The following is a 20,593-nucleotide window of genomic DNA, read 5'->3' on the forward strand; positions in this document are numbered from 1 at the left end:
TTCACTAAGACGTTACATTTTATCAGTTGAATTTCAATAGCTCTTACATGTTTGGATAGTTAGGACCGCCGCCACCTTCAGGTGTTACCCAAGTGATATTCTGGCTTGGATCTTTGATGTCGCACGTTTTACAGTGAATACAGTTTTGGCTGTTAATCACAAACTTGTGTTCGCCCGCTTCTTCAATAACTTCATATACCCCCGCTGGGCAATATCGTTGTGCAGGTTCATCAAATTTAACCAAGTTGAAATCGATTGGAATGCGAGCATCCTTTAAACGCAGATGGCACAGCTGATCTTCCTCATGGAAAGTATTCGACAAATAAACTGACGACAGTTTATCGAAGCTAAGTTTACCATCTGGTTTAGGGTAATCGATTTTGCTGTAAGCACTTGATTCAGCCATCTGGGCATAATCTGGTTTATCGTCTCTCAAGGTGACAGGAAACTTACCGCCGAACCAATTCTGGTCAACAAAGTTAAATGCACCGCCAAGATACGTACCAAATTTGTGCATAGCTGGGCCAAAGTTACGCGAACAATAAAGTTCCTCTTTTAGCCAGCTCTCATCAAATCGTTGTTGTAGACAGTTGAGATCTTTGCCTGCGTCAACACCTGCTAACATTGCTTGTGCAAGGGTTTCTGCTGCCAACATACCGCTCTTCATCGCAGTATGTGTGCCCTTAATTTTGGCAAAATTTAAGGTACCCGCATCACAACCAATAATCATTCCACCTGGGAAGGTGAGTTTTGGTAATGAGTTCAGGCCACCTTTGGTGATCGCACGCGCACCGTAAGATATACGTTCTCCGCCAGTCAGCGTTTTAGCAATAACAGGATGGGTTTTATAGCGCTGGAATTCATCAAACGGGCTTAAGTGCGGGTTCTTATAGTTAAGATCCACAATCAAGCCAACGGCGACTTGGTTGTTTTCGAAGTGATACATGAAGCCACCACCCGATGCGCCTTCAGTCAGAGGCCAGCCCCCGGTATGTACCACTTTACCGAGCTCATGTTGTTCGCTTGGAACGGTCCAGATCTCTTTAAAACCAAGGCCATAATGCTGGGGGGTCTTACCGTTATCCAGTTGGTACTTTTCAATAAGCTGCTTGCCTAAATGGCCGCGGCAGCCTTCACCAAATACCGTGTATTTAGCGTGAAGTTCCATACCTGGTTCATAGCCATCTTTCGGTTGGCCATCTTCGCCAACACCCATGTCGCCTATCTGGATCCCTTTCACACTGTCGTCTGCATTGAAAAGCAGTTCGCTTGCAGGGAAGCCAGGAAATACCTCGACACCTAATTCTTCGGCACGCTCTGCTAACCAGCGGCACAGATTGCCGACACTGATAATGTAATTGCCTTCGTTGTGCATGGTTTTAGGCACCAAGGAATTAGGCATTGCGCGGGCATCTGTTGCTGAGCTCAGCATATGGATCTCATCACTGGTTACCGCTGTGTGTAGCGGTGCGCCGGAGTCTTTCCAGTTATCAAAAAGCTCGCTTAAAACTTTTGCTTCAAAAACAGCTCCAGAGAGTATGTGGGCTCCAACTTCAGAACCTTTCTCTACGACACAGACAGTGAGCTCTTGACCACTGTCCTTGGATATTTGCATTAAACGACAAGCTGCTGCTAATCCTGAGGGCCCCGCACCCACGATTACAACATCGAATTCCATCGATTCGCGTTCCATCAGTTCACCTTCTTTCATTTTCCCCCGATAACATACAGTGGGCAAAATCTCGCTCACTATAAACGGGTGTTTTAATGTCTAGCTTCACCTTACCTGAAAATAGGGCTACGGCACAGAGTTTAAACTGTACAGTTGCAGCTATTTTAAGCATTTTTTTGAGTGATGGCTGTCACATATATTCCACATATGCTGCTGTTAAGCACTAATTACGCTGATGAGACTATGGTTTGCGCCCAAAATACGCCTATAATCAAGGCTGACGGTTCTCCGAGCTTCTAATCCTACGTCGAGACAGATACGGGTTTTTAGCCGTGGCAATAACGCCACCGGGGTGAGAAAAGAAATGATCTCACCTCCCCTTACTTGGAAAGGTGATCATGTCCCAACTACAAGACAATTTTGGTCGACGGTTTCATTATCTGCGTATGTCAGTGACTGACGTATGTAACTTTAAATGCACTTATTGCCTCCCCGATGGTTATCGTCCTGACGGTAAACCTAAGTTTTTAGATCTCAATGAGATAGAGCATCTAGTATCTGCGTTCTCTGAAGTCGGCACGCAGAAAATTCGCATCACCGGCGGTGAGCCCTCCTTGCGTAAAGATTTCACCGATATTATTCGTATCGTTAAAGATAACGAAAAAATCAATACTATTGCCACTACCACTAATGGTTATCGCTTAGCGGCACATGCCCAAGAGTGGTATGACGCAGGGCTAAGACGCATCAATATCTCAGTCGACAGTCTCGACCCGAAAATGTTTTATCAAATTACCGGTGAAAACAAATTTGATGAAGTCATGCGTGGGGTCGATGCTGCGCTTGAGGCGGGCTTTGAACGGGTAAAAATCAACGCAGTATTGCTTAAAGGCTTAAATGATAAAGACTTGCCACGCTTCCTGCATTGGATCAAAAGTACGCCTATTGATTTGCGTTTTATTGAGCTGATGGAAACGGGTATGGGCCAAGATTATTTTAAAGCCCATCACTTAGCTGGCGCCAATATCAAGACTCAATTGCAACAAGAGGGTTGGCAGTTTGATATACCTGCTGCCGACGATGGTCCTGCACAGAATTTTAGCCATCAAGATTACCAAGGCCGCATTGGTCTAATCATGCCGTATGCTAAGAATTTTTGTGCTAGCTGTAATCGCCTGCGGGTATCAGCTAAAGGTAAGTTGCACCTGTGTTTGTTCACTGAAAATGGCGTCGACTTGCGTGACTTGCTGCAAACACAGGATCAACAAGCTGAGCTTATTGAGCGTTTGCATGGGCAGTTAGCGCAGAAAAAAGAGACACATTTTCTGCATGACGGTATCACTGGCGTGACGCAGCATCTTGCTTCTATCGGTGGCTAAATTCTGATCTGACGCAAACCTATTGCGTCAGATCCTCGCTATAATCGCCGCATTGACTAAATTAGTTAAATAAAGAGACCGTTATGGGACATTGTACTCAGAGCCAATTTTTGCCACTTAATATTGCCGTATTAACCCTATCTGACACTCGGAGTATCGAAAACGACACCTCTGGTCAGTTTTTAGAAACTGCACTGCTTGAAGCTGGGCATCATTTGGCCGAACGTCAGATAATTACAGATGACAAATACCAGATCCGTTCAGTCATCTCACAATGGGTTGCCTCAGGTAACGTGCAAGTGATTATCACCACTGGCGGCACCGGCTTTACTGAAAGAGACAATACCCCCGAGGCTGTTAAACCACTGTTTGACCGCGATATCGAAGGCTTTGGTGAGCTATTTCGACATATCACCTATACCGAGCTAGGCACATCTACTGTGCAATCTCGGGCACTCGGAGGTATTGCCAATAAAACCGCTATATTTTGTCTGCCAGGCTCAACGGGCGCTTGTAAAACAGGTTGGAATAAACTGCTCAAAGAGCAGCTGGATGCCAGCCATCGCCCTTGCAATTTTGTGATGCACATTAAGAAAGTAACAGACTAATTTATAGATAAGGCTTTGTGCTAACGGTAACTATTGCAAGGTTAGCGGGCTATCTATACGGTGTTTTGATAAATATGTTGATTAAGAAGGTTTAACCCTAATGACAAATGCTTTTACCCATATCAATGCAGACGGTAACGCGCACATGGTTGATGTTACAGACAAATCAGTAACAGAACGTGAAGCGAGAGCAGAAGCTTATATCGAGATGGCGAGTGAAACGCTGGAGATGATCATGAGCGGCAGCCATCATAAAGGCGATGTATTTGCCACTGCACGTATTGCGGGCATTCAAGCTGCAAAGAAAACCTCTGATTTGATCCCACTATGTCACCCATTGATGCTGACTAAGGTTGAAGTTGAACTCGAAGCGCAGCCTGAGCATAACCGAGTTTGGATCCGCAGCTTGTGTAAGCTATCAGGTAAAACCGGGGTTGAAATGGAAGCGTTAACTGCGGCATCAACAGCCGCGCTAACCATTTACGATATGTGTAAAGCAGTACAAAAAGATATGGTGATTTCTCAAGTACGTTTACTTGAGAAGCGTGGCGGTAAATCAGGTCACTTTAAGGTATAGAAAGAGATGATAAACGTACTATTTTTTGCACAAGTTAGAGAGTTACTCGGTACCGCAAGTATTAAAGTTGCTGCCGACGAAAATACCCAAACAGCGGAAGGTTTACGAGCAACCTTAGCCGCCACAGATGAAAAATGGGGCAAAATTATGACCTCAGACAAACTATTGGTGGCGGTTAATCAAACCATTAGCCAGTGGGATACCGTTATCGAAGATGGTGATGAGGTTGCCTTTTTCCCACCAGTGACTGGAGGCTAAGATGATCCGCGTACAAACTGCAGATTTTAGTGTTCCAGAAGAGTATCAGCTAATTAGCCAAGATAATGGTGATGGCGCTGTGGTCACTTTTGTTGGTAAGGTACGTGACTTCAATGATGGCAGCGCGGTTACCGACCTGACCCTTGAGCATTATCCAGGTATGACCGAAGCGGTTTTGAATCAAATCGAAGCCGAGGCGCGTGAGCGCTGGCCGCTTAACCAGGTAACCATTATTCATCGTGTTGGTCGGATGGCTTTAGGTGAGCAGATTGTATTTATTGGTGTGACTAGCGCGCATCGAAAAGCGGCCTTTGCTGCCTGTGAGTTTTTAATCGACTTTTTAAAGACCAAGGCTCCTTTTTGGAAGCTTGAAGCGGGTGAAGAGGGTGCTAGTTGGGTTGAAGCGCGTGATTCAGATGAACAAGCTGCAAATGTGTGGAATAAAAAGTAGTCGTATTTGATCTAACCTAACTTACGAGGGAGTTGCTTGATGAAGCTGAGCGTGGTCTTGCTGTCGGCGTTAATGTCGTTGTTGCTACTAAGCAAAGCGGCTGTAGCGACCGAAGATGTGCCAGCCATAGCGGCGGCATCGAGTATTAAGTTTGCATTAGATGATGTGGCAGAGCAGTTCCAACAAGATACTGGCCGTAAAGTACGGATCACCTATGGGTCGTCAGGCAATTTTGTTGCCCAAATAAAGCATGGTGCACCGTTTGAGCTTTTTCTCTCAGCTGACGAGCGCTACACCAATCAACTGACAAGCGCTGGCCAGACTCAAGGTAAAGGGACTGTTTACGCCGTCGGAAAGCTGGCGCTGGCAGCCCCTAAGACTTCCCCGCTAGCATTAGATGAAAACCTCGACGGACTAAAGCAGCTCATCGATGCCCAAAAACTAAAGCGTTTCGCCATTGCAAATCCAGAGCATGCTCCTTACGGAGAGCGTGCGAAAGAGGTATTGCAGCACCTAGGATTGTGGCAAACGATCCAACCACAGCTTATTTTTGGCGAGAATGTATCGCAAGCGGCACAATTTGCACTGAGCGGCTCAACCCAAGGCGGATTAATTGCATTATCGCTCGCATCGGCAGAGCGTTTTAAGCGCCGTGCAAATTATGTGGTTATCCCACAATCGCTTTATTCCCCATTGAAGCAACGAATGGTATTGACCCTAAAAGCCAAGCAAACTGCTAATGAATTTTATCACTACATTCAAACCGACAAAGCGCAGCATATCTTTGCTGAGTATGGTTTCGGCAAAGCGGTTAACTAATGGATTGGCAAGCACTTTGGCTATCAATTAAACTGAGCACGGTGACCGTCGTTATTTTGGTGCCAATGGCCATTCTAGCCGGACGTTTCTTGGCTTATCGTCAATTTCGCGGTAAGTCCTGGGTCGAGGCGTTGGTCATGGTGCCTTTAGTGCTGCCACCGACCGTGATTGGTTATTACTTATTAGTGGGGTTGGGCAGTGAGTCTTGGCTAGGGCAGATGCTAGAGCAGTTGCTGGGGCATCAACTAGTGTTTAATTTCTCAGGGCTGGTGGTCGCCTCTATCTTGGTCAATATTCCCTTTGCTATCCAGCCTATTCAGCGTGCTTTTGAAGCTGTACCTGAAGATGTGCGTGACGCAGCAGCTTGTTGTGGCATGAGCCGCACTAAAGCGCTATTTAAAATTGAGTTGCCTATGGTGTGGCCAGGTGTATTAACGGCAATGGTGCTGGTCTTTTCCCATGTATTGGGCGAGTTTGGCGTAGTGTTAATGATGGGCGGCAATATCGCCGGTGAAACAAAAACCATTGCCATCTCTATTTATGACAGCGTGCAGGCATTCGATTTTGCGAGTGCGGGGAATATGTCATTAGTGCTGCTGTTATTTGCGATTACGGTATTGGCGTTGACCACCAGTTTGTCACGACGAGTGGGAGGTCAGCATGTCTCAAGTCGTCGCTGACCTATATTGTCGAATTAGACAAACTGAACATATCAGCATCGATGCGGAATTTACCTGCAAGGCGGGTGAGGTATTGGCGGTCGTCGGGCCGTCTGGTGGTGGTAAATCCACTCTGCTGCGGATGATCGCTGGCCTAAATAGGCCACAATCGGGTGAAATTAGCTATGGCGATACCCGTTGGTATTGCGGTGAAAAATCAATTCAACTGAGCCCGCAGCAACGGCATTTAGGTTATGTGCCACAGCACTTTGGCCTATTCCCCAATCTTACCGCGTTAGAGAATGTGATCGCGGCATTAGACCATATCCCAAAGTCAGAACGTGCAGAGCGAGCTAAAGACTGGCTAGAGCGCGTCAATCTACATGGGTTACCAGACAGATTACCTGCGCACCTATCTGGTGGTCAGCGCCAGAGAGTGGCACTGGCAAGAGCGTTAGCGCGTGAGCCGTCAGTATTGCTGCTTGATGAACCCTTTTCGGCAGTTGACAGAGAGACCCGTGAGCGCTTATATCTAGAGCTAGCGCGATTGAAAGAACAGTTAGCCATTCCGGTGATTATGGTCACTCATGACCTCAATGAAGCATTGCTATTGGCTGATAGCATGATTCTGATCAGCCAAGGAAGAATGTTGCAGCAAGGCCGTCCTCGAGAGGTGTTGACCCGACCGCGCAATGAAGCTGTCGCCAAACAGATGGGGTTGCGAAATATTTTCGATGCCGAAGTGATTGCGCAGGAAGATGATCGACAGATCACTTGGCTTAAGTTTGGTGAGCACCTTATCGCCAGCACTTATTTTGACAGCTTAGAGATAGGCACCAAAGTGCGCTGGGTGATCCCCAATCAAGGTGTTAGGTTTAACTCGATAAAAAAAGGCCGTTTGTGTCGCAGCTTTAATAAGCTCGATATCACTATCGATTCGATGTTAGTGATGGGTGAGACGGTTCGAGTGCTAGCGAGTGTGGTGGGAGTGAAGCATAAAATTAATGCTGAAGTGCCATTACATCTAGCCCAAAAGCTGGGACTGGTTGAGGGGGGGGAAACCACGGTGGCACTTAAATCTGAGTTAATCCATATCTTAGAGGAGCAAGCGGAACCAGCGGCTCAAGCATAAGCTCCAACGTATGATCAAAGTTTAATCTTTCCGTCACCTTAGCGTTATGAGGCTTGGCATAGTATGAACTTCTAATCTAAATGCGGAGTTTATCTGATGACAAAAATGCTAACCGGTTCAATTATTCTATCTGCGGTACTCACTTTGCCAGCAATGGCGGCTTATACAGGCCCTGGCGTTGCTAGCCATGTCAATACAGCAGCAGACGCGATGAATGCCAAAGATGATACGCCGGTTGAGTTAACGGGTTACCTAGTCCAAAGTTTAGGTGATGAAAATTACCTGTTTCGTGATGAAAGTGGTGAAGTAAAAGTAGAAATCGATAACAAACTCATAAGAGATATTGAAGTAACAAGCGATAATAAAGTTACACTCATTGGGCAAGTCGACGATGAGTGGAAAGGTATTGAGATAGAGATTGATAGTATTCGCTTAGTTGCTGAATAATGTAGCGATAGAATTGAGTTAGCTTTTTATATTCGGAGGAGTCATGGCTCGCTGGTTAGTAGGTTTGTTATTAGTATCAGGTAGTGCATTTGCAAGCCAAGGTTTGTATCCGCTGATGTCGACGGGAGATTACCCGTCGCCGATTGAGATGATGCAAAAGCTAGAGCAACAGCACCCAGGCGTGATCTCTGAATTTGAGGCTAATTTAGATGCTGGAGAACTCATTTATGAGTTTAAAATGATCGATCCGCAAGCAAAAACAATCATTGAATATGAATACCGTGCGATTGATGGCGCGCTGAAACAGCGTGAGATCGAGCGCTTGAAAAATGACGACAGAGACGAGCTGGCAGGCATTATGATGCTGCAGCAAAGCGGGTTAACCTTTTCTGAAATGTTAACTATTGTTTGTAAAGACAGCGCGGGACATTTAGTCAAAGCAGAGGTCGATAATGACCTTGGAATAAGCTATATCGAATTAGAACTTTTAGATGTTGATGGTAAGCGAAAGCTAGCCTTCGACATGGAAAATAAGCAATTACTACCACTGCTCAAATGGGATTAAAGCATGAAAATACTCATGGTTGAAGATGATGCGACTACCATCGAATACGTTGTAAAAGGATTTATTGAGCAGGGGCACAATATTGAAACGGCCACCGACGGCCACCAAGGGTTATTGCTAGCGACTAGCATGAAGTATGACCTGATCCTTTTAGACCGCATGCTGCCCCAGCTCGATGGGCTTAAGCTATTAGCGGCACTGCGTGCGACCGGCAGCCAAACGCCGGTACTTATATTATCTGCATTGAGCCATGTTGATGAACGCGTTAAAGGCCTGCGTGCGGGTGGTGACGATTATATGACTAAGCCGTTTGCGTTCTCTGAACTATTGGTTCGCGCAGAGAAGCTGATGCAACGCGGTGAGTCACAGCCGACGGTGACCGACTTAAATGTTGGCCCATTAGCTATTGAACTGCTGACTCGAAAAGTCACCTTGGATGGACAAGAGATCTTACTGCAGCCTAAAGAGTTTCAGTTACTGAAGTACCTTATGGAGCATGAGAATCAAGTGATCAGCCGCACGCTGTTATTTGAAGCAGTATGGGATTATCACTTCGATCCACGCACCAATGTTATTGACGTACATATTGCTAAGCTGAGACGTAAATTTGAAGAGCTAGGCCATGGTGAGTTGATTGAGACTGTCCGAGGGGCTGGTTATCGCCTACGCCAAGGGCATTAAGCCATACCAAAGTAGTGCCTGGCGCATTACGATTATTTTCTCGGCATTGGTGACGGTGATTATCGGCACCTTGCTTTTAGGTATGTATCGTCAGTTGATTAATGAGCAAGAGTATCAGCTCGATCAACATCTAGATGCCGAGAAAACCCGCTACCAACAGATGGCACTCACGCTTGATAGGCGCAGCTTTGCCACTCAAGTCCGCAGCGCCGATCCTAAAGTCGCCTTAATCGTATGGCGTAACTCCTTCGATCTTATCGGTTCATTGAGCATGATCCCCCAAGATATGCCAATGTTGCCCGATAAACGGGAGTTTCCGGTCTTTACCGGTGGACCCGATAAGTTGCACATTCTTACCGGCGGCATGGTAATGACGCGTTATGGCCCTGTATTGATTGCCACTCGAGTGGATCAATTGGGCACGCTCATCGACAAATTTACCAACGCGGCGATTACCGCTTTAATGTTAACGGTTGTATTAACACTAGCGCTGGGTTACCTGTTTTCTAAGGCTATTTTACGCCGCCTAGTGCAATATAATCGGCTGAGTGAGCAGATTGAACAAGGGCAATATTCGACTCGATTACCCGTCAGTTGGCGGCAAGATGAGTTCGATATGCTGGCACAACAATTTAATCGGGTGTTGGACACCTTAGAGAAGAATCTTGCCGCTGTTCGCGGTGTAACAGACAACATCGCCCATGACCTACGTACGCCGCTATCTCATTTGCGGATTGGCTTAGAGCAGTTGCCGGATAAGCCTGAAGAGGAGTTGGCCGAGAGTTGCGCCATCATCACTGAAGAGCTTGATCACTGCTTGGCTACATTCGACGCCATGCTGTCGTTAACGCGTATTGAAGAGGGTCAGCAAACATTAGAGTTACAGTCGCTAAGCTTACAAACCATTAGCCGAGACCTATTCGAGATGGCAGAGGCTATGGCTGAATATAATGGCCAATCACTTAGATTAATGACCGGTGAAGAGTTTAATGTTAGTGGTGATAAATATCTGCTCTTCCAAGCACTGTTTAATTTGGTCGACAATGCGATTAAATACTCAGGTGAAGGTGCAAATATCATTATCTCGCAAAACCGCAATGTTATTTCTATTCAAGATAATGGCCCAGGGATCCCCGCGGGCTCGCGTGATAAAGTGTTTGAGCGTTTAGTTCGCTTAGATCCAAGCAGGCACCACAAAGGCACCGGTTTAGGTTTATCTATGGTTAAGGCGATTCTGTCGCGCCATAATGCTAAAATCGCCTTAATGGATAACCAACCTGGGCTTAAAGTACAGATTACTTTTTGATACCCGTTCATCTTGGTTGTTAAACCGATTCTATCTGTTTGTGGAATATTCTCCTTATGTACCAAGTTATTGCTGACGAAGCCGATTTTATTATTATCAATAAATCGGCCAACGTCCATTTCCACAGCCAAGATGGCTCAGCTGGCGTAGTTGCTCAGGCGGAGTTAGATCTGGGTATAAAACTGTACTCAGTCCATCGTTTAGACACATTGACCTCAGGTTTACTCATTCTAGCCAAGTCATCGGCCACAGCAGCTGAATTTACCCGTCAATTTAGCGATCACAAAATTCAGAAGTACTACTTGGCACTGGCCCAAGGTAAACCCAAAAAGAAGCAAGGTTGGGTTATTGGTGATATGGCCAAATCACGTCGCAGTATGCACAAGTTACTGCGCACCACAGTTAACCCTGCAGTTACTCAATTCTTTTCGCATTCAATAGCAGATGGTTTACGCCTCTACTTACTCAAACCCTTAAGCGGCAAAACTCACCAGCTGAGAGTGGCATTGGCCAGTATTGGCGTGCCAATTTTAGGTGATGCTCTCTATGGTGGCGCCGCGTCAGATAGAGGCTATTTGCACGCTTATAGCTTGAATTTCAATTACAAAAACCAAGCCTACCAGTTCAGTGCACCTCCACAATCAGGGGCGGCCTTTGAGCATGATGAGATTGCGAAACAGCTAGAAATTTGGCAGCAGCCCGATAGTTTGAATTGGCCTAAAGCAAAGTAAAGTTAGGGTGTTTTAGCGGTGAATATCGAATCATGCCGGCGCTTAAGGAATATCTAAGCTTTAGCATTCACAATTTAGCTGATAACGAGTACGATAGTGGCCGTAAAATACAGACATAACAGACGAATAATTAACACTAAATCATGAGTAGATAATTGTGCATAAACGAGCCATATACCCAGGAACATTTGATCCCGTTACCAATGGTCACGCAGATCTTATTGAGCGTGCTGCAAAATTATTTAAGCATGTGGTTATTGGCATTGCTGCTAATCCCTCTAAAAAGCCGCGTTTCACACTTGATGAGCGAGTGGAGTTATTAAAAACGGTGACCGCGCATTTAGATAACGTTGAAGTGGTCGGTTTTTCAGGCCTGCTGGTGGACTTTGCTAAAGAGCAACAAGCCAGTGTGCTAGTTCGAGGCTTGCGAGCTGTTTCAGATTTTGAATATGAATTCCAATTGGCGAACATGAATCGCCGCCTTAGCCCCGATCTCGAAAGCGTATTTTTAACCCCAGCAGAAGAGAACTCCTTTATCTCTTCTACCTTGGTTAAAGAGGTTGCTCATCACGGTGGTGATGTGAGCCAGTTTGTCCACGTCGAAGTTGCTAATGCACTAATTGAAAAAGAAAAAGGTTAAGCCACAAATCATGAGAAAGCTTGTTTTATCAATCAGTATTAAACTGCTGACATTATGCGCTGTTTGTTATTCGACAATCATTAGCGCTGCGCCTTGGGTAGATACTGCTGATATCTATCTAAGAGCCGATATTCAGGCATTGGCCGATGCTGGTGTGATCACCGTGCCGGTCAACACTTATCCGTTGATGTGGTCAGGCATTGGTGCCGATCTGGCTAACGCTGAGCCATCAACTCTTTCGCCGGGCTTGGTCGAAGCGTACGCGCGGGTAAATTTCAATTATCAAAACGCTGTCGGTAATCGAGGCAATACTCGCATTAAGTTAGCAGCTGCTAGCGATGCGGCACGGTTCCAGCATTTTGGCTCTGATTATAGAGAGCAAGGCGAGGCGACGGCGTCATACGAGTACCTTGGCGATAGGTTTGCCTATAAGATTTCAACTTCTGCCAATTACGACCCTGCTGATGATAAATCATTGCGCCTTGATGACTCTTATCTAGCTATGGCCATGGGTAACTGGATGGTGACTCTTGGCGCTGTTGAGCAATGGTGGGGACCAGGATTTGACTCTTCATTGCATAAATCCAATAACGCCAGACCTATGCCATCGCTCATGCTTAGCCGCAATAATGCACAAGCATTTGAAACGCCATGGCTATCTTGGATTGGGCCGTGGAATTTCACCGCAGGTGTAAGCATGATGGAGGAGGAACGTGCAGTGCCTAATCCGCTGCTGTGGAATTTACGCGGCTCTATACGTCCGTTCCGTCAACTAGAGCTTGGTGTCTCTTGGACAACGCAGTTCTGTGGTGAAGGCCAAGAGTGCTCCTTTGAAAGTGCGTTTAAATCAATCACCGGCCAAAAAGATTGTCGTAATGAAGGGCCTGGTGGTTGTACCAATTACGGTAACCAAATAGCGGGTTATGATATCCGCTTCAGCGATACTTGGTATAACGTACCGTTCGGCCTCTATTATGAGAGAACTTGCGAAGATTCTAAGGGCTCAATGCCGTGGGATATCGTTGATTGTGGCTCTATGTTTGGTGCCGATACTCGCTTCAACTTCGATGGTCAGCAATATAAGCTGTTCTTTGAATACACCGACACCATGGTTTTTTGTGGTGAAGATGAAAACGCCTTTAACTGTTTCTATGAGCATTCAACCTACAAAAGTGGTTCACGTTATTATGGCCGCGCACTTGGTAGTACCTATGACAGTGATGCCAACGTGTATGTCTTAGGCCTAATTGGTCAGTACGCCAATAGTAAGGGCTTTACCTCTTTACTGCGTTACGCACAACTGAATAAAGATGGCGTTAATGCGAATGCAGATTGGACTCCTCAGCCTCCTAAAGAAGATTTGCTGATGCTAGAGCTGAGTTATCGAATGCCGATGTGGCAGGGTATGATGAGTGTTGGTGGCACAATATCGCAGTCAGAATTTGAAGAGCAAGAAAATGAAACCGATGCGACAGTATTCGGGACTTATGAATACCGTTTCTAATGTTATATCCGTAGTTGCTTCGCGATAAGCCATGAATATTAAACTAGCCGTTAGGCTGCTTGGACTGTTATTGGTCGTGATCTTAGCGGGCGTGGCATTCCAACAAGGTTTCTTTCAGCGCCTAAGTGATAGCCAATGGGTTGCTGACTATGTTGCACAAAATGGCTCACGGGCGATTGCTGAACTGGTATTGATGGGTGCACTATTCTCCTGTATCGGTGGGCCTAGGCAGGTACTGGCATTTGCTTTTGGTTATGCGCTTGGCGGTGTCAACGGGGCTATATTTGCCACCATTTCAGCCCTGCTGGGCTGCATTATTCTATTCTATTTTTCCCGCTTTGTTTTTCGTGAGCAGATTAAACGCCGCTTCGAGCAAAAATTAGCCCGGCTTGAAGCGTTAATTATCCACAAAACCTGGCTTAAGGCATTGATGTTCCGTTTACTGCCGTTAGGGAGTAACTACATCACCAATCTTTTAGCGGGCACGACTTGTGTCAGTCCATGGCAGTTTTTTGTTGGCAGTGGCATCGGTTTTCTACCACAAATGTTCATCTTTAGCTTTGCAGGTGCAGGGGTTAGCCTGAGCGACGAACATCACCTGCAGTTGAGTGGTGGTTTGTTTGCAGTGGCGCTGTTGATTGGCATATACCTTTACCGCACACGATTAGGCAAAGAGCTTAATCAGGCGGTAAAGTCCAAAGGTTGAGTCCATTTAGCGCTGCTGGCAAATGCTGCAAAACACCGTAGCACGTTGACCCAAACGTACTTCACTCAGCAGTTGGCCACAGTGAGTGCAAGTTTCACCCCCTCGACCATAGACATGCAGTTTTTGGGCGAAGTAGCCCGGCTTGCCATCGGCGTTAGTAAAATCTTTCAAGGTAGTACCTCCCTGCTCAATCGCTCGCGCAAGGATCTGTTTCACCTCAGCAACGAGAATGGTGATACGCTCAGCATCCACTTTCCCCGCTTCGGCTTGCGGGTGAACTCCCGCCGCAAATAATGCCTCATTGGCATAAATGTTACCCACACCGACCACGATATGGTTGTCCATCAAGCACAACTTAATGGCTTTTTTCTTATGCTTTAACGCATCGACTAAGTACTGTGCGTGAAAGCCAGCCTCTAGTGGCTCAGGCCCGAGTTTCGACAGCAGTGGGTGAGCTTGTTCCGGCAGTTCGCTCCATAACCAGGCACCAAAACGTCTTGGGTCGTTGTAGCGCAGTATCTTGCCGCTGGCGAGTACCAGGTCGATGTGATCATGTTTTTCGACTGGGCTATTCGCTGGCAATATACGTAAACTACCCGACATACCTAAATGGACGATAGTCGTGCCAGCAGCTGTATCAATCAGCAGGTATTTAGCACGGCGGCGCACCGCGGTAATCGTCTGACCAATTATCTGTTTTGCGATCTCGGGTACTGGCCATCGCAGCGATGCGTTGCGTACGATTAGGTCAGTCACAGTGTTATCAATCAAGTAAGGAGAGACCCCTTGTTTAGTCACTTCTACTTCTGGCAGTTCAGGCATTTAGGCTCTCTTCTGTAACGCAGCGAGGTATCAACAGGTAATTATAACAATGGTATTAATGAGCTCGGGCACGAATGATTGGGCTGAGTTGCTCTCGTAAACTGGCAGGAATTTGATACCAGTTACCCGCGGGAGACTTTAGTAAGCCTTGGCTGCTAAATAGCACCCAGACTTGTGCCGTGTCATTATCAGTAATTTGAATCACTAGCTCAATGGGCTCACCTGCTGTTTCAGGCCTATCGACGAGGGCCGAAATATGCACTAGCTCCCACGCATTGGCCCATTCGAGGCAATTGAGGATCTCTTCACTACATTGCCAACCAGATTGGCGCTTCTGCAGCCAATACTCTCCCAGCTGTAACTGAGACAGTGGCGCTGATTGGTCGAACAGAGCTTGAGTTTGCAGCGGTTTTATATGGCTATTATCCTCAATAACAGTCAGCACTGAGATCATAAATATAGAAGCGAGAATGATAATGGTATTCCACTTTCTTCGGGATAATGCCATGGGGATAGAATTCAAAAGGTTACTTAACTATTAAGTGTATCTGCAAGTTGGGATAACCACAAACTTGGTTGGTTGCAAGCTGGCGCTTGGGCTTTAGGGTTAGACTCTGTCTAACAATAGGTTTTTATCAGGCTGCGCCAGACCAACGTCGTGGCGCTTCGCCCACACCCGAGCCAAGGGGCAAAGCGCTTGCGCCCCTTGGCTATCCCTCAGCGCCCCGGCGAAATTTAAACAGCGAAATTTCCAACGGGGGAGATTGCTGTCTGTAAGTTTGATTCGTTGGACTTGAATCATGATGTTCACTGAAATTAGAAACGCATAATCTCAAGGTTTTTTGATAACTTAAATGCCGAGAGTTTGCGCTTTTCGAAACCTGTGTAGATGCGGCTGAGGCCGTCGGAAACAGGACCAATTCTGTTCCATACAGAATTTGGCATTTCCTCCGTCTTTGAGTCAGATGTTTTCGTTGAGCTTACAGGAGCCTTTCTTTTATAAAGAGTTGCGGCGAGCCTAAGTTGCGCCTGCACATAAGGTCGTTCATTCACATCTGACCCATAGGGATATGGGAAATGTCGTTCTGATGTCGGGAACATCATCGGCCATGTGATCACGACATTCGGACTTCCTGTCCAGCATCTGCCGCAGGTCATTGGAACCATAGATGTTGAAAGTTCACTCAGTATTGATTGTTCCCTTAAAACTAAGACCTTGCGGCCTATTTAAGTAGTGGTGCTTCGCCCATTCTTATCATCAAGAGTAGAGCCAAGGGGCAAAGCGCTTGCGCCAGCTTATGATTTCATAAGAGTCAAACCCTCAGCGCCCCTGCGAAATGACAAATGGGGGAAATCATTGTCTGTAAGTTGGGTAAATGTATTTAAGCCATGATGTTTACTGAGAGATAGCTATTTCTTATTTGGAGGCTGTTAACTCAAATGCTAAGAGTTTGCGCTTTTATATCCCAGTGTAGATGCGGCAGAGGGCTTCGGTTTTAGAGATGAAAGCGTAGCAGGACTGAGAATGTATTTTTTTGCAACAACATAGGTGATGTAAATAAAGTGTGAAAAAACATAAATCTTAGCCTATACATAATAGGCGCCCACCTACAGTAGCCATGCTATTTATATGGAGATAAATATGTTCTCAATATTCAGAATATTCATTGTTGTAATATGTATCTTTGCTTTGACTGCTTGTGGAGGTGATGATGGTTCTCCGGTCTGTCCATCTAATGTGCCTTGTGAACTGCTCGATGATGGTACCGCCACAACTACTGACTCCGAAGTTACTTATACTGTGTCTTTAAGATTAACGGATGCGGCCGGACAGGATATATCTTCAATTACCTCTGTTTCCCCTGGCCAGTTGATCGCTGCTGTAGAAGGGCTAAGTGAAGCTGTGATTGTCACCTTCAGCAGTACGATAGGTGACTTGCCTATTACTACCGCGGTAACTGATGCCGATGGAAATGCGACCGTTGTTATCTATTCGGGTACCTCACTTGGAGCTGGAACAATAACTGCGTCTTTGGTTACGGGTGAACAAGATACGGCGATTTTTGTGGTTGGTGCTACCAATTTAGAGATGGGTAGTGGTGACCCATTGCAATCTGGTATAGCTGAAGTCAGTACAGATTCGTTGTCTGCTGGGGGTACAGCGAATGTATCGGTGACTATAGTTGATGAGCAAGGGCTGCCTTTTAAGGAAGCTGTCGATGTTTTCTTTAGTTCTAGTTGCTCCCAACTATCTACACCTTTAGCTGAACTCAGCTCCCCTGTCATGTTAATCAATGGGGTTGCAACAACAACATACTTAGCTAAAGGCTGTGTTGGAGATGATATTATTAATATTAGTGCAAATGCCGGAGGGATAAATCTATTTGCAACTGGAGCCATCAATGTTCTTACTGCTGAGAAAGGGAGTGTGATATTTGTTTCTGCCACACCGAGTAATATTGGTATTTTGGGCTCAGGAGGGAGTGAATCCTCAACGGTTATATTTGAAGTGTTAGATACCAATGGCAACCCTGTCAGCAATACAGCAGTCAGCTTCTCTTTGAATACCGATGTGGGGGGGATCCAGCTTCAGCCCTCTATGGCTACTACTAATGGTTCGGGTATGGTTCAAACTGTTGTGACATCTGGTACGGTAGCGACTACGGTTAGAGTTACCGCAATTGTTGAAGGCACTGACCCACTAATTACAAGTCAATCTAGTTCATTAGTCGTTTCTACAGGAATTCCAGACCAAGATAGTTTTTCATTATCTGCTGAAATACTAAATCCTGAAGGGTGGAATTATGATGGCGAAAAGGTGACGTTTGTGGCTAGGTTAGCGGATGCGTTTAATAACCCTGCACCAAACGGTACAGCAGTTTCCTTCACCACAGAAGGAGGTAACATAGGTGCATCATGTGTGACGGTGAGCGGAGAGTGCAGTGTCACTTGGGCGAGCCAGAACCCACGCCCACTGAATGGTCGTGCAACTATTACTGCAACAGCGATAGGAGAGGAGTCGTTCCCAGATTCTAATGGTAATGGCCGTTTTGATGCCGATGAATTTGCATTATTTAGTGGGAATGGAATCGATGGTCAACCATATGATATGGATGAAGCCTTTAACGATTACAACGAAAACCAGCTATACGATAAGAGTGCCTTGGAAGAGTTAATTGACTTTGATAACGATGGTTCGTTTACGCTACGAGATGGTTTATATAATGGAGTGTTGTGTAGTGACCCTGTACACAATGGGTGTGCTGATGGTGTTTCTAATTCTAAGTCGATCAATATTCGTAGTAGCCTAGTGCTTATCATGTCAGGTAGTACAGCATATGGTTCAAATCTGATTGTGACAGATAGTAGTGCTGATAATGGTAATGAAACTTTAGATTTATTTGGCATTGAGGCGGGTCAAGTTTCGCTGACTATCATGGATGTCAATGGACAACAGATGCCAGCGGGTAGCAAAGTAAATATGACTGCAACAGCGGGATCCGTTGTAAGTAAGAGCAGCTATGTTTGGCCTTCGTCAAATATCACCGGTGGCCTAAGTTTTGGCATTATCGTTAAGGGTGAAGACGAGCCTAACTCTGGAGTGTTGTTGATTGAAGTTCAGACGCCAAATGGAGTCGACACTTTAGTAGCAACGATACCGATCGTGATTCACTAGAGATAGATGAGTAATCAATAAGGCACATTAGTGCCTTTTTTATTGGGTCACGATTTTTGAATAGTGCTAGCTGTGGAACCCATTCGATTCAAGAAAAAATCAAAGTCATGGCGCTTCGGCCCTTAATGTTATAAAGAGTCGAGCCAAGGGGAAATGAGTTTGCGTGTTCTGCTGGCTATGCAGAGTGGTGACTTTTGTAGTTTTAAATTAAGAACACAAATGCTAGATGGTTAGTGTTTTGTTGAATTTACATGGACCCTTTCTTTTCTACCCGAATTCAAGATCTAAGTGCACCACTTCAAATCATCTAAATACTTCTGCTGGTGTTTGGTAATTCAGTATCTTTCTTGGCCTGTTATTTATTAAGTTTACAATGGTTTCTAGTTGTTCGCTCGTAACTACTGAAAAGTCAGTTCCTTTAGGGAAGTATCTCCTTAAAAGGCCGTTGGCATGTTCGTTAGCTCCCCTTTGCCATGAGCTATAGGGATCTGCAAAGTAAATATCGATCCCTACTGCGCTTTCAAGCTCTTTAAACGCACTAAACTCTTTACCATTATCGAGTGTCAGCGTGAGTCTTTTCGCCTCAGGTTGTGCTTGAAAGGCTTCAATTGAAACACGGTTAAATGATGTCGCTTTTTTGTCATCAATTTTCTTTGCAATTAGGTATCTACTCTTTCTTTCTAGGTGTGTTACAAAGTAACCAGAGCCCTTCTTTCCTTCAACTAAGTCACCTTCCCAATCACCGATACGACTGCGGGTATCTACGACAGGAGGCCTATCATGAATGCTGACCCTGCCTTTTATTTGACCACGTAAGTCACCGTATTTCCTTTGCTTTCTTCTGTTTTTATGCCTTTTTGCTAAGTAGCAATATAGGTTTCCAGAGTGCTTAAAGTCTTTAATAACCCATTGATAAATGGCCTCATGGCTAACATGAAAAAGAGGATCGTCAGGGTGTTCTAACTTTAGTCGACCCGAGATAGCCTCTGGAGACCAACCCCGCTTTAAAAGCGTAATAACTGTAGTGCGAAGCTTTATATTTGAGTATTTTTTTTGATGCCTGGGAATTTTCCTTCTAGCCAGTGCTTTTTCTTGAGCGGCATTATCATAATAAGTGTATGTCAGAGGCTTATTTCGACTTATCTCTCGACTAATCGTCGTATGGTGACGCCCTATAAGCCGTCCGATGGATCTTAAACTCTCACCTGAGTTAAAGCGGTAATAGATCGCTTTTCTTTCATACATGCTAAGGTGGTTGTAGGTCATCTTGGAGCTCCTCTGCTGTGTTATGGTCGCACATAAACATTAGCAGAAGCTTCAGGATGACTGTCTCTTCAATAAGTTAACTCAGGTGGTGCACTTGCATGTTGAACGCGGCCTAAGAAGAGCCTCTGACACTTACCGTTAGTTTTCATATTTATGTTCTTGGGTTAACAAAGTACTAAAAATCTACTTTTTGTGTGAATAAGGCTGCCATCAGCTGAGATTGGTTAGATAGGCTATCTGTACGCGTTAGCCCGGTGCTATCGCTTATTTTAATCTGCGGATTTTGTATGTACTCTCGTGCATCATCTTGTGTCATTAGCACTGGCAGTGACACGGTATAATTGACTCCATCTTGTGCTGATATATGCCAGTATAGCGGCTTTGACTTTACTAGAGATCCTGAATCATCTGCGTTAACTGCAAAGTTTTCTAGGTATCTTAGCTTAATTAGGTTTTGCCCCTTTGCCAATTCAAATTCTTGAGCGTTATTCACTCGAACACCATTAATCTCAGAGACTTGCAAATCGCTAGGTATAAATACACTTGCTGCAAGCACTGACGCTGAAGAGGTTGCAACAATGGCGGCGAAGACTGCTTTAGTGAGTAATTTCATATTTGACTCCAAGTATTCTTATTGAGTTTTAGTGGACTTATTGTCCGTTGATAAGAATCATATTGTCTCCTGTTGGGGGAG

Annotated in this window: 22 protein-coding genes and 1 riboswitch; of the genes, 17 read left to right on the top strand and 5 right to left on the bottom strand. The window is 45.5% G+C overall.

Features of this window, described 5'->3' with window-relative positions:
• Nucleotides 1-43: 43 nt before the first annotated feature.
• On the bottom strand, nt 44-1,693 hold the full coding sequence (locus tag JK628_RS00600; RefSeq protein ID WP_202289655.1) for an electron transfer flavoprotein-ubiquinone oxidoreductase: 1,650 nt from the start codon (nt 1,691-1,693) through the stop codon (nt 44-46).
• Nucleotides 1,694-1,946: 253 nt separating this feature from the next.
• Nucleotides 1,947-2,083, top strand: a riboswitch (molybdenum cofactor riboswitch).
• On the opposite strand from JK628_RS00600, the gene moaA reads away from it, so the two are divergent.
• The 16 genes from moaA (at nt 2,071) to JK628_RS00680 (ending at nt 14,135) form a co-directional block, all read left to right on the top strand.
• Nucleotides 2,071-3,051: a GTP 3',8-cyclase MoaA gene (moaA, locus tag JK628_RS00605; protein ID WP_202287361.1), complete on the top strand. Its 981-nt coding sequence runs from the start codon at nt 2,071-2,073 to the stop codon at nt 3,049-3,051. Its footprint overlaps the riboswitch before it by 13 nt.
• Before the next feature lie 83 nt (nt 3,052-3,134).
• Nucleotides 3,135-3,659: a molybdenum cofactor biosynthesis protein B gene (gene moaB / locus JK628_RS00610; protein ID WP_202287362.1), complete on the top strand. Its 525-nt coding sequence runs from the start codon at nt 3,135-3,137 to the stop codon at nt 3,657-3,659.
• A gap of 145 nt (nt 3,660-3,804) precedes the next feature.
• Entirely contained in the window at nt 3,805-4,236 is a 432-nt protein-coding gene (gene moaC, locus JK628_RS00615) for a cyclic pyranopterin monophosphate synthase MoaC (protein ID WP_443020003.1), read from the top strand.
• Between the two features lie 6 nt (nt 4,237-4,242).
• Nucleotides 4,243-4,494, top strand: a complete 252-nt coding sequence (gene moaD / locus JK628_RS00620) for a molybdopterin synthase sulfur carrier subunit (protein WP_202287364.1) — start codon at nt 4,243-4,245, stop codon at nt 4,492-4,494.
• Nucleotide 4,495: 1 nt separating this feature from the next.
• Nucleotides 4,496-4,945, top strand: a complete 450-nt coding sequence (gene moaE / locus JK628_RS00625; RefSeq protein ID WP_202287365.1) for a molybdopterin synthase catalytic subunit MoaE — start codon at nt 4,496-4,498, stop codon at nt 4,943-4,945.
• 39 nt (nt 4,946-4,984) lie between these two features.
• Nucleotides 4,985-5,764, top strand: coding sequence for a molybdate ABC transporter substrate-binding protein (modA, locus tag JK628_RS00630; RefSeq protein WP_202287366.1), 780 nt, complete (start codon nt 4,985-4,987; stop codon nt 5,762-5,764).
• Entirely contained in the window at nt 5,764-6,444 is a 681-nt protein-coding gene (gene modB, locus JK628_RS00635) for a molybdate ABC transporter permease subunit (protein WP_202287367.1), read from the top strand. The genes modA and modB overlap by 1 nt, the downstream gene beginning before the upstream one ends.
• Nucleotides 6,425-7,555 (top strand): ABC transporter ATP-binding protein, encoded by a 1,131-nt coding sequence (locus tag JK628_RS00640; protein WP_202287368.1) that lies wholly within the window; start codon nt 6,425-6,427, stop codon nt 7,553-7,555. Before modB ends, JK628_RS00640 begins: the two co-directional genes overlap by 20 nt.
• A gap of 96 nt (nt 7,556-7,651) precedes the next feature.
• Entirely contained in the window at nt 7,652-8,002 is a 351-nt protein-coding gene (locus JK628_RS00645; protein ID WP_202287369.1) for a NirD/YgiW/YdeI family stress tolerance protein, read from the top strand.
• A gap of 43 nt (nt 8,003-8,045) precedes the next feature.
• Entirely contained in the window at nt 8,046-8,567 is a 522-nt protein-coding gene (locus JK628_RS00650) for a PepSY domain-containing protein (RefSeq protein ID WP_202287370.1), read from the top strand.
• Between the two features lie 3 nt (nt 8,568-8,570).
• Nucleotides 8,571-9,248, top strand: coding sequence for a response regulator transcription factor (locus JK628_RS00655; RefSeq protein ID WP_202287371.1), 678 nt, complete (start codon nt 8,571-8,573; stop codon nt 9,246-9,248).
• A 49-nt stretch (nt 9,249-9,297) separates the two neighbouring features.
• Nucleotides 9,298-10,554, top strand: a complete 1,257-nt coding sequence (locus tag JK628_RS00660; protein WP_202289656.1) for a sensor histidine kinase — start codon at nt 9,298-9,300, stop codon at nt 10,552-10,554.
• Nucleotides 10,555-10,610: 56 nt separating this feature from the next.
• Nucleotides 10,611-11,285, top strand: a complete 675-nt coding sequence (locus tag JK628_RS00665; protein WP_202287372.1) for a TIGR01621 family pseudouridine synthase — start codon at nt 10,611-10,613, stop codon at nt 11,283-11,285.
• Between the two features lie 157 nt (nt 11,286-11,442).
• Nucleotides 11,443-11,925, top strand: coding sequence for a pantetheine-phosphate adenylyltransferase (coaD, locus tag JK628_RS00670; protein ID WP_202287373.1), 483 nt, complete (start codon nt 11,443-11,445; stop codon nt 11,923-11,925).
• A 10-nt stretch (nt 11,926-11,935) separates the two neighbouring features.
• On the top strand, nt 11,936-13,429 hold the full coding sequence (locus tag JK628_RS00675) for a capsule assembly Wzi family protein (protein WP_202287374.1): 1,494 nt from the start codon (nt 11,936-11,938) through the stop codon (nt 13,427-13,429).
• A gap of 31 nt (nt 13,430-13,460) precedes the next feature.
• Nucleotides 13,461-14,135: a TVP38/TMEM64 family protein gene (locus JK628_RS00680; protein WP_337249437.1), complete on the top strand. Its 675-nt coding sequence runs from the start codon at nt 13,461-13,463 to the stop codon at nt 14,133-14,135.
• Between the two features lie 6 nt (nt 14,136-14,141).
• On the opposite strand, the gene mutM is transcribed toward JK628_RS00680, so the two are convergent.
• Both mutM and JK628_RS00690 read right to left on the bottom strand, forming a co-directional pair.
• Complete coding sequence (mutM, locus tag JK628_RS00685) at nt 14,142-14,957, bottom strand: bifunctional DNA-formamidopyrimidine glycosylase/DNA-(apurinic or apyrimidinic site) lyase (protein WP_202287375.1); 816 nt, start codon at nt 14,955-14,957, stop codon at nt 14,142-14,144.
• A 55-nt stretch (nt 14,958-15,012) separates the two neighbouring features.
• Nucleotides 15,013-15,465, bottom strand: coding sequence for a hypothetical protein (locus JK628_RS00690; protein ID WP_202287376.1), 453 nt, complete (start codon nt 15,463-15,465; stop codon nt 15,013-15,015).
• Nucleotides 15,466-16,599: 1,134 nt separating this feature from the next.
• Between JK628_RS00690 and JK628_RS00695 the strand changes: the two genes are divergently transcribed.
• Complete coding sequence (locus tag JK628_RS00695; protein WP_202287377.1) at nt 16,600-18,633, top strand: Ig-like domain-containing protein; 2,034 nt, start codon at nt 16,600-16,602, stop codon at nt 18,631-18,633.
• 303 nt (nt 18,634-18,936) lie between these two features.
• On the opposite strand, the gene JK628_RS00700 is transcribed toward JK628_RS00695, so the two are convergent.
• Together JK628_RS00700 and JK628_RS00705 are read right to left on the bottom strand one after the other, a co-directional pair.
• Nucleotides 18,937-19,899 (bottom strand): IS30 family transposase, encoded by a 963-nt coding sequence (locus tag JK628_RS00700; RefSeq protein ID WP_202286273.1) that lies wholly within the window; start codon nt 19,897-19,899, stop codon nt 18,937-18,939.
• 175 nt (nt 19,900-20,074) lie between these two features.
• On the bottom strand, nt 20,075-20,512 hold the full coding sequence (locus JK628_RS00705) for a DUF2057 family protein (protein ID WP_202287378.1): 438 nt from the start codon (nt 20,510-20,512) through the stop codon (nt 20,075-20,077).
• Nucleotides 20,513-20,593: the final 81 nt, after the last annotated feature.

It is taken from the genome of Shewanella sp. KX20019, assembly GCF_016757755.1.
In the GTDB taxonomy this organism is placed as follows: Bacteria; Pseudomonadota; Gammaproteobacteria; order Enterobacterales; family Shewanellaceae; genus Shewanella.

Excerpts from the sequence above, each read along its gene's own strand:
- JK628_RS00600 (WP_202289655.1), bottom strand. The coding sequence starts at position 1,693 with ATGGAACGCGAATCGATGGAATTCGATGTTGTAATCGTGGGTGCGGGG.
- moaA (WP_202287361.1), top strand. The coding sequence starts at position 2,071 with ATGTCCCAACTACAAGACAATTTTGGTCGACGGTTTCATTATCTGCGT.
- moaB (WP_202287362.1), top strand. The coding sequence starts at position 3,135 with ATGGGACATTGTACTCAGAGCCAATTTTTGCCACTTAATATTGCCGTA.
- moaC (WP_443020003.1), top strand. The coding sequence starts at position 3,805 with ATGGTTGATGTTACAGACAAATCAGTAACAGAACGTGAAGCGAGAGCA.
- moaD (WP_202287364.1), top strand. The coding sequence starts at position 4,243 with ATGATAAACGTACTATTTTTTGCACAAGTTAGAGAGTTACTCGGTACC.
- moaE (WP_202287365.1), top strand. The coding sequence starts at position 4,496 with ATGATCCGCGTACAAACTGCAGATTTTAGTGTTCCAGAAGAGTATCAG.
- modA (WP_202287366.1), top strand. The coding sequence starts at position 4,985 with ATGAAGCTGAGCGTGGTCTTGCTGTCGGCGTTAATGTCGTTGTTGCTA.
- modB (WP_202287367.1), top strand. The coding sequence starts at position 5,764 with ATGGATTGGCAAGCACTTTGGCTATCAATTAAACTGAGCACGGTGACC.
- JK628_RS00640 (WP_202287368.1), top strand. The coding sequence starts at position 6,425 with ATGTCTCAAGTCGTCGCTGACCTATATTGTCGAATTAGACAAACTGAA.
- JK628_RS00645 (WP_202287369.1), top strand. The coding sequence starts at position 7,652 with ATGACAAAAATGCTAACCGGTTCAATTATTCTATCTGCGGTACTCACT.
- JK628_RS00650 (WP_202287370.1), top strand. The coding sequence starts at position 8,046 with ATGGCTCGCTGGTTAGTAGGTTTGTTATTAGTATCAGGTAGTGCATTT.
- JK628_RS00655 (WP_202287371.1), top strand. The coding sequence starts at position 8,571 with ATGAAAATACTCATGGTTGAAGATGATGCGACTACCATCGAATACGTT.
- JK628_RS00665 (WP_202287372.1), top strand. The coding sequence starts at position 10,611 with ATGTACCAAGTTATTGCTGACGAAGCCGATTTTATTATTATCAATAAA.
- JK628_RS00675 (WP_202287374.1), top strand. The coding sequence starts at position 11,936 with ATGAGAAAGCTTGTTTTATCAATCAGTATTAAACTGCTGACATTATGC.
- JK628_RS00680 (WP_337249437.1), top strand. The coding sequence starts at position 13,461 with ATGAATATTAAACTAGCCGTTAGGCTGCTTGGACTGTTATTGGTCGTG.
- mutM (WP_202287375.1), bottom strand. The coding sequence starts at position 14,957 with ATGCCTGAACTGCCAGAAGTAGAAGTGACTAAACAAGGGGTCTCTCCT.
- JK628_RS00690 (WP_202287376.1), bottom strand. The coding sequence starts at position 15,465 with ATGGCATTATCCCGAAGAAAGTGGAATACCATTATCATTCTCGCTTCT.
- JK628_RS00695 (WP_202287377.1), top strand. The coding sequence starts at position 16,600 with ATGTTCTCAATATTCAGAATATTCATTGTTGTAATATGTATCTTTGCT.
- JK628_RS00700 (WP_202286273.1), bottom strand. The coding sequence starts at position 19,899 with ATGACCTACAACCACCTTAGCATGTATGAAAGAAAAGCGATCTATTAC.
- JK628_RS00705 (WP_202287378.1), bottom strand. The coding sequence starts at position 20,512 with ATGAAATTACTCACTAAAGCAGTCTTCGCCGCCATTGTTGCAACCTCT.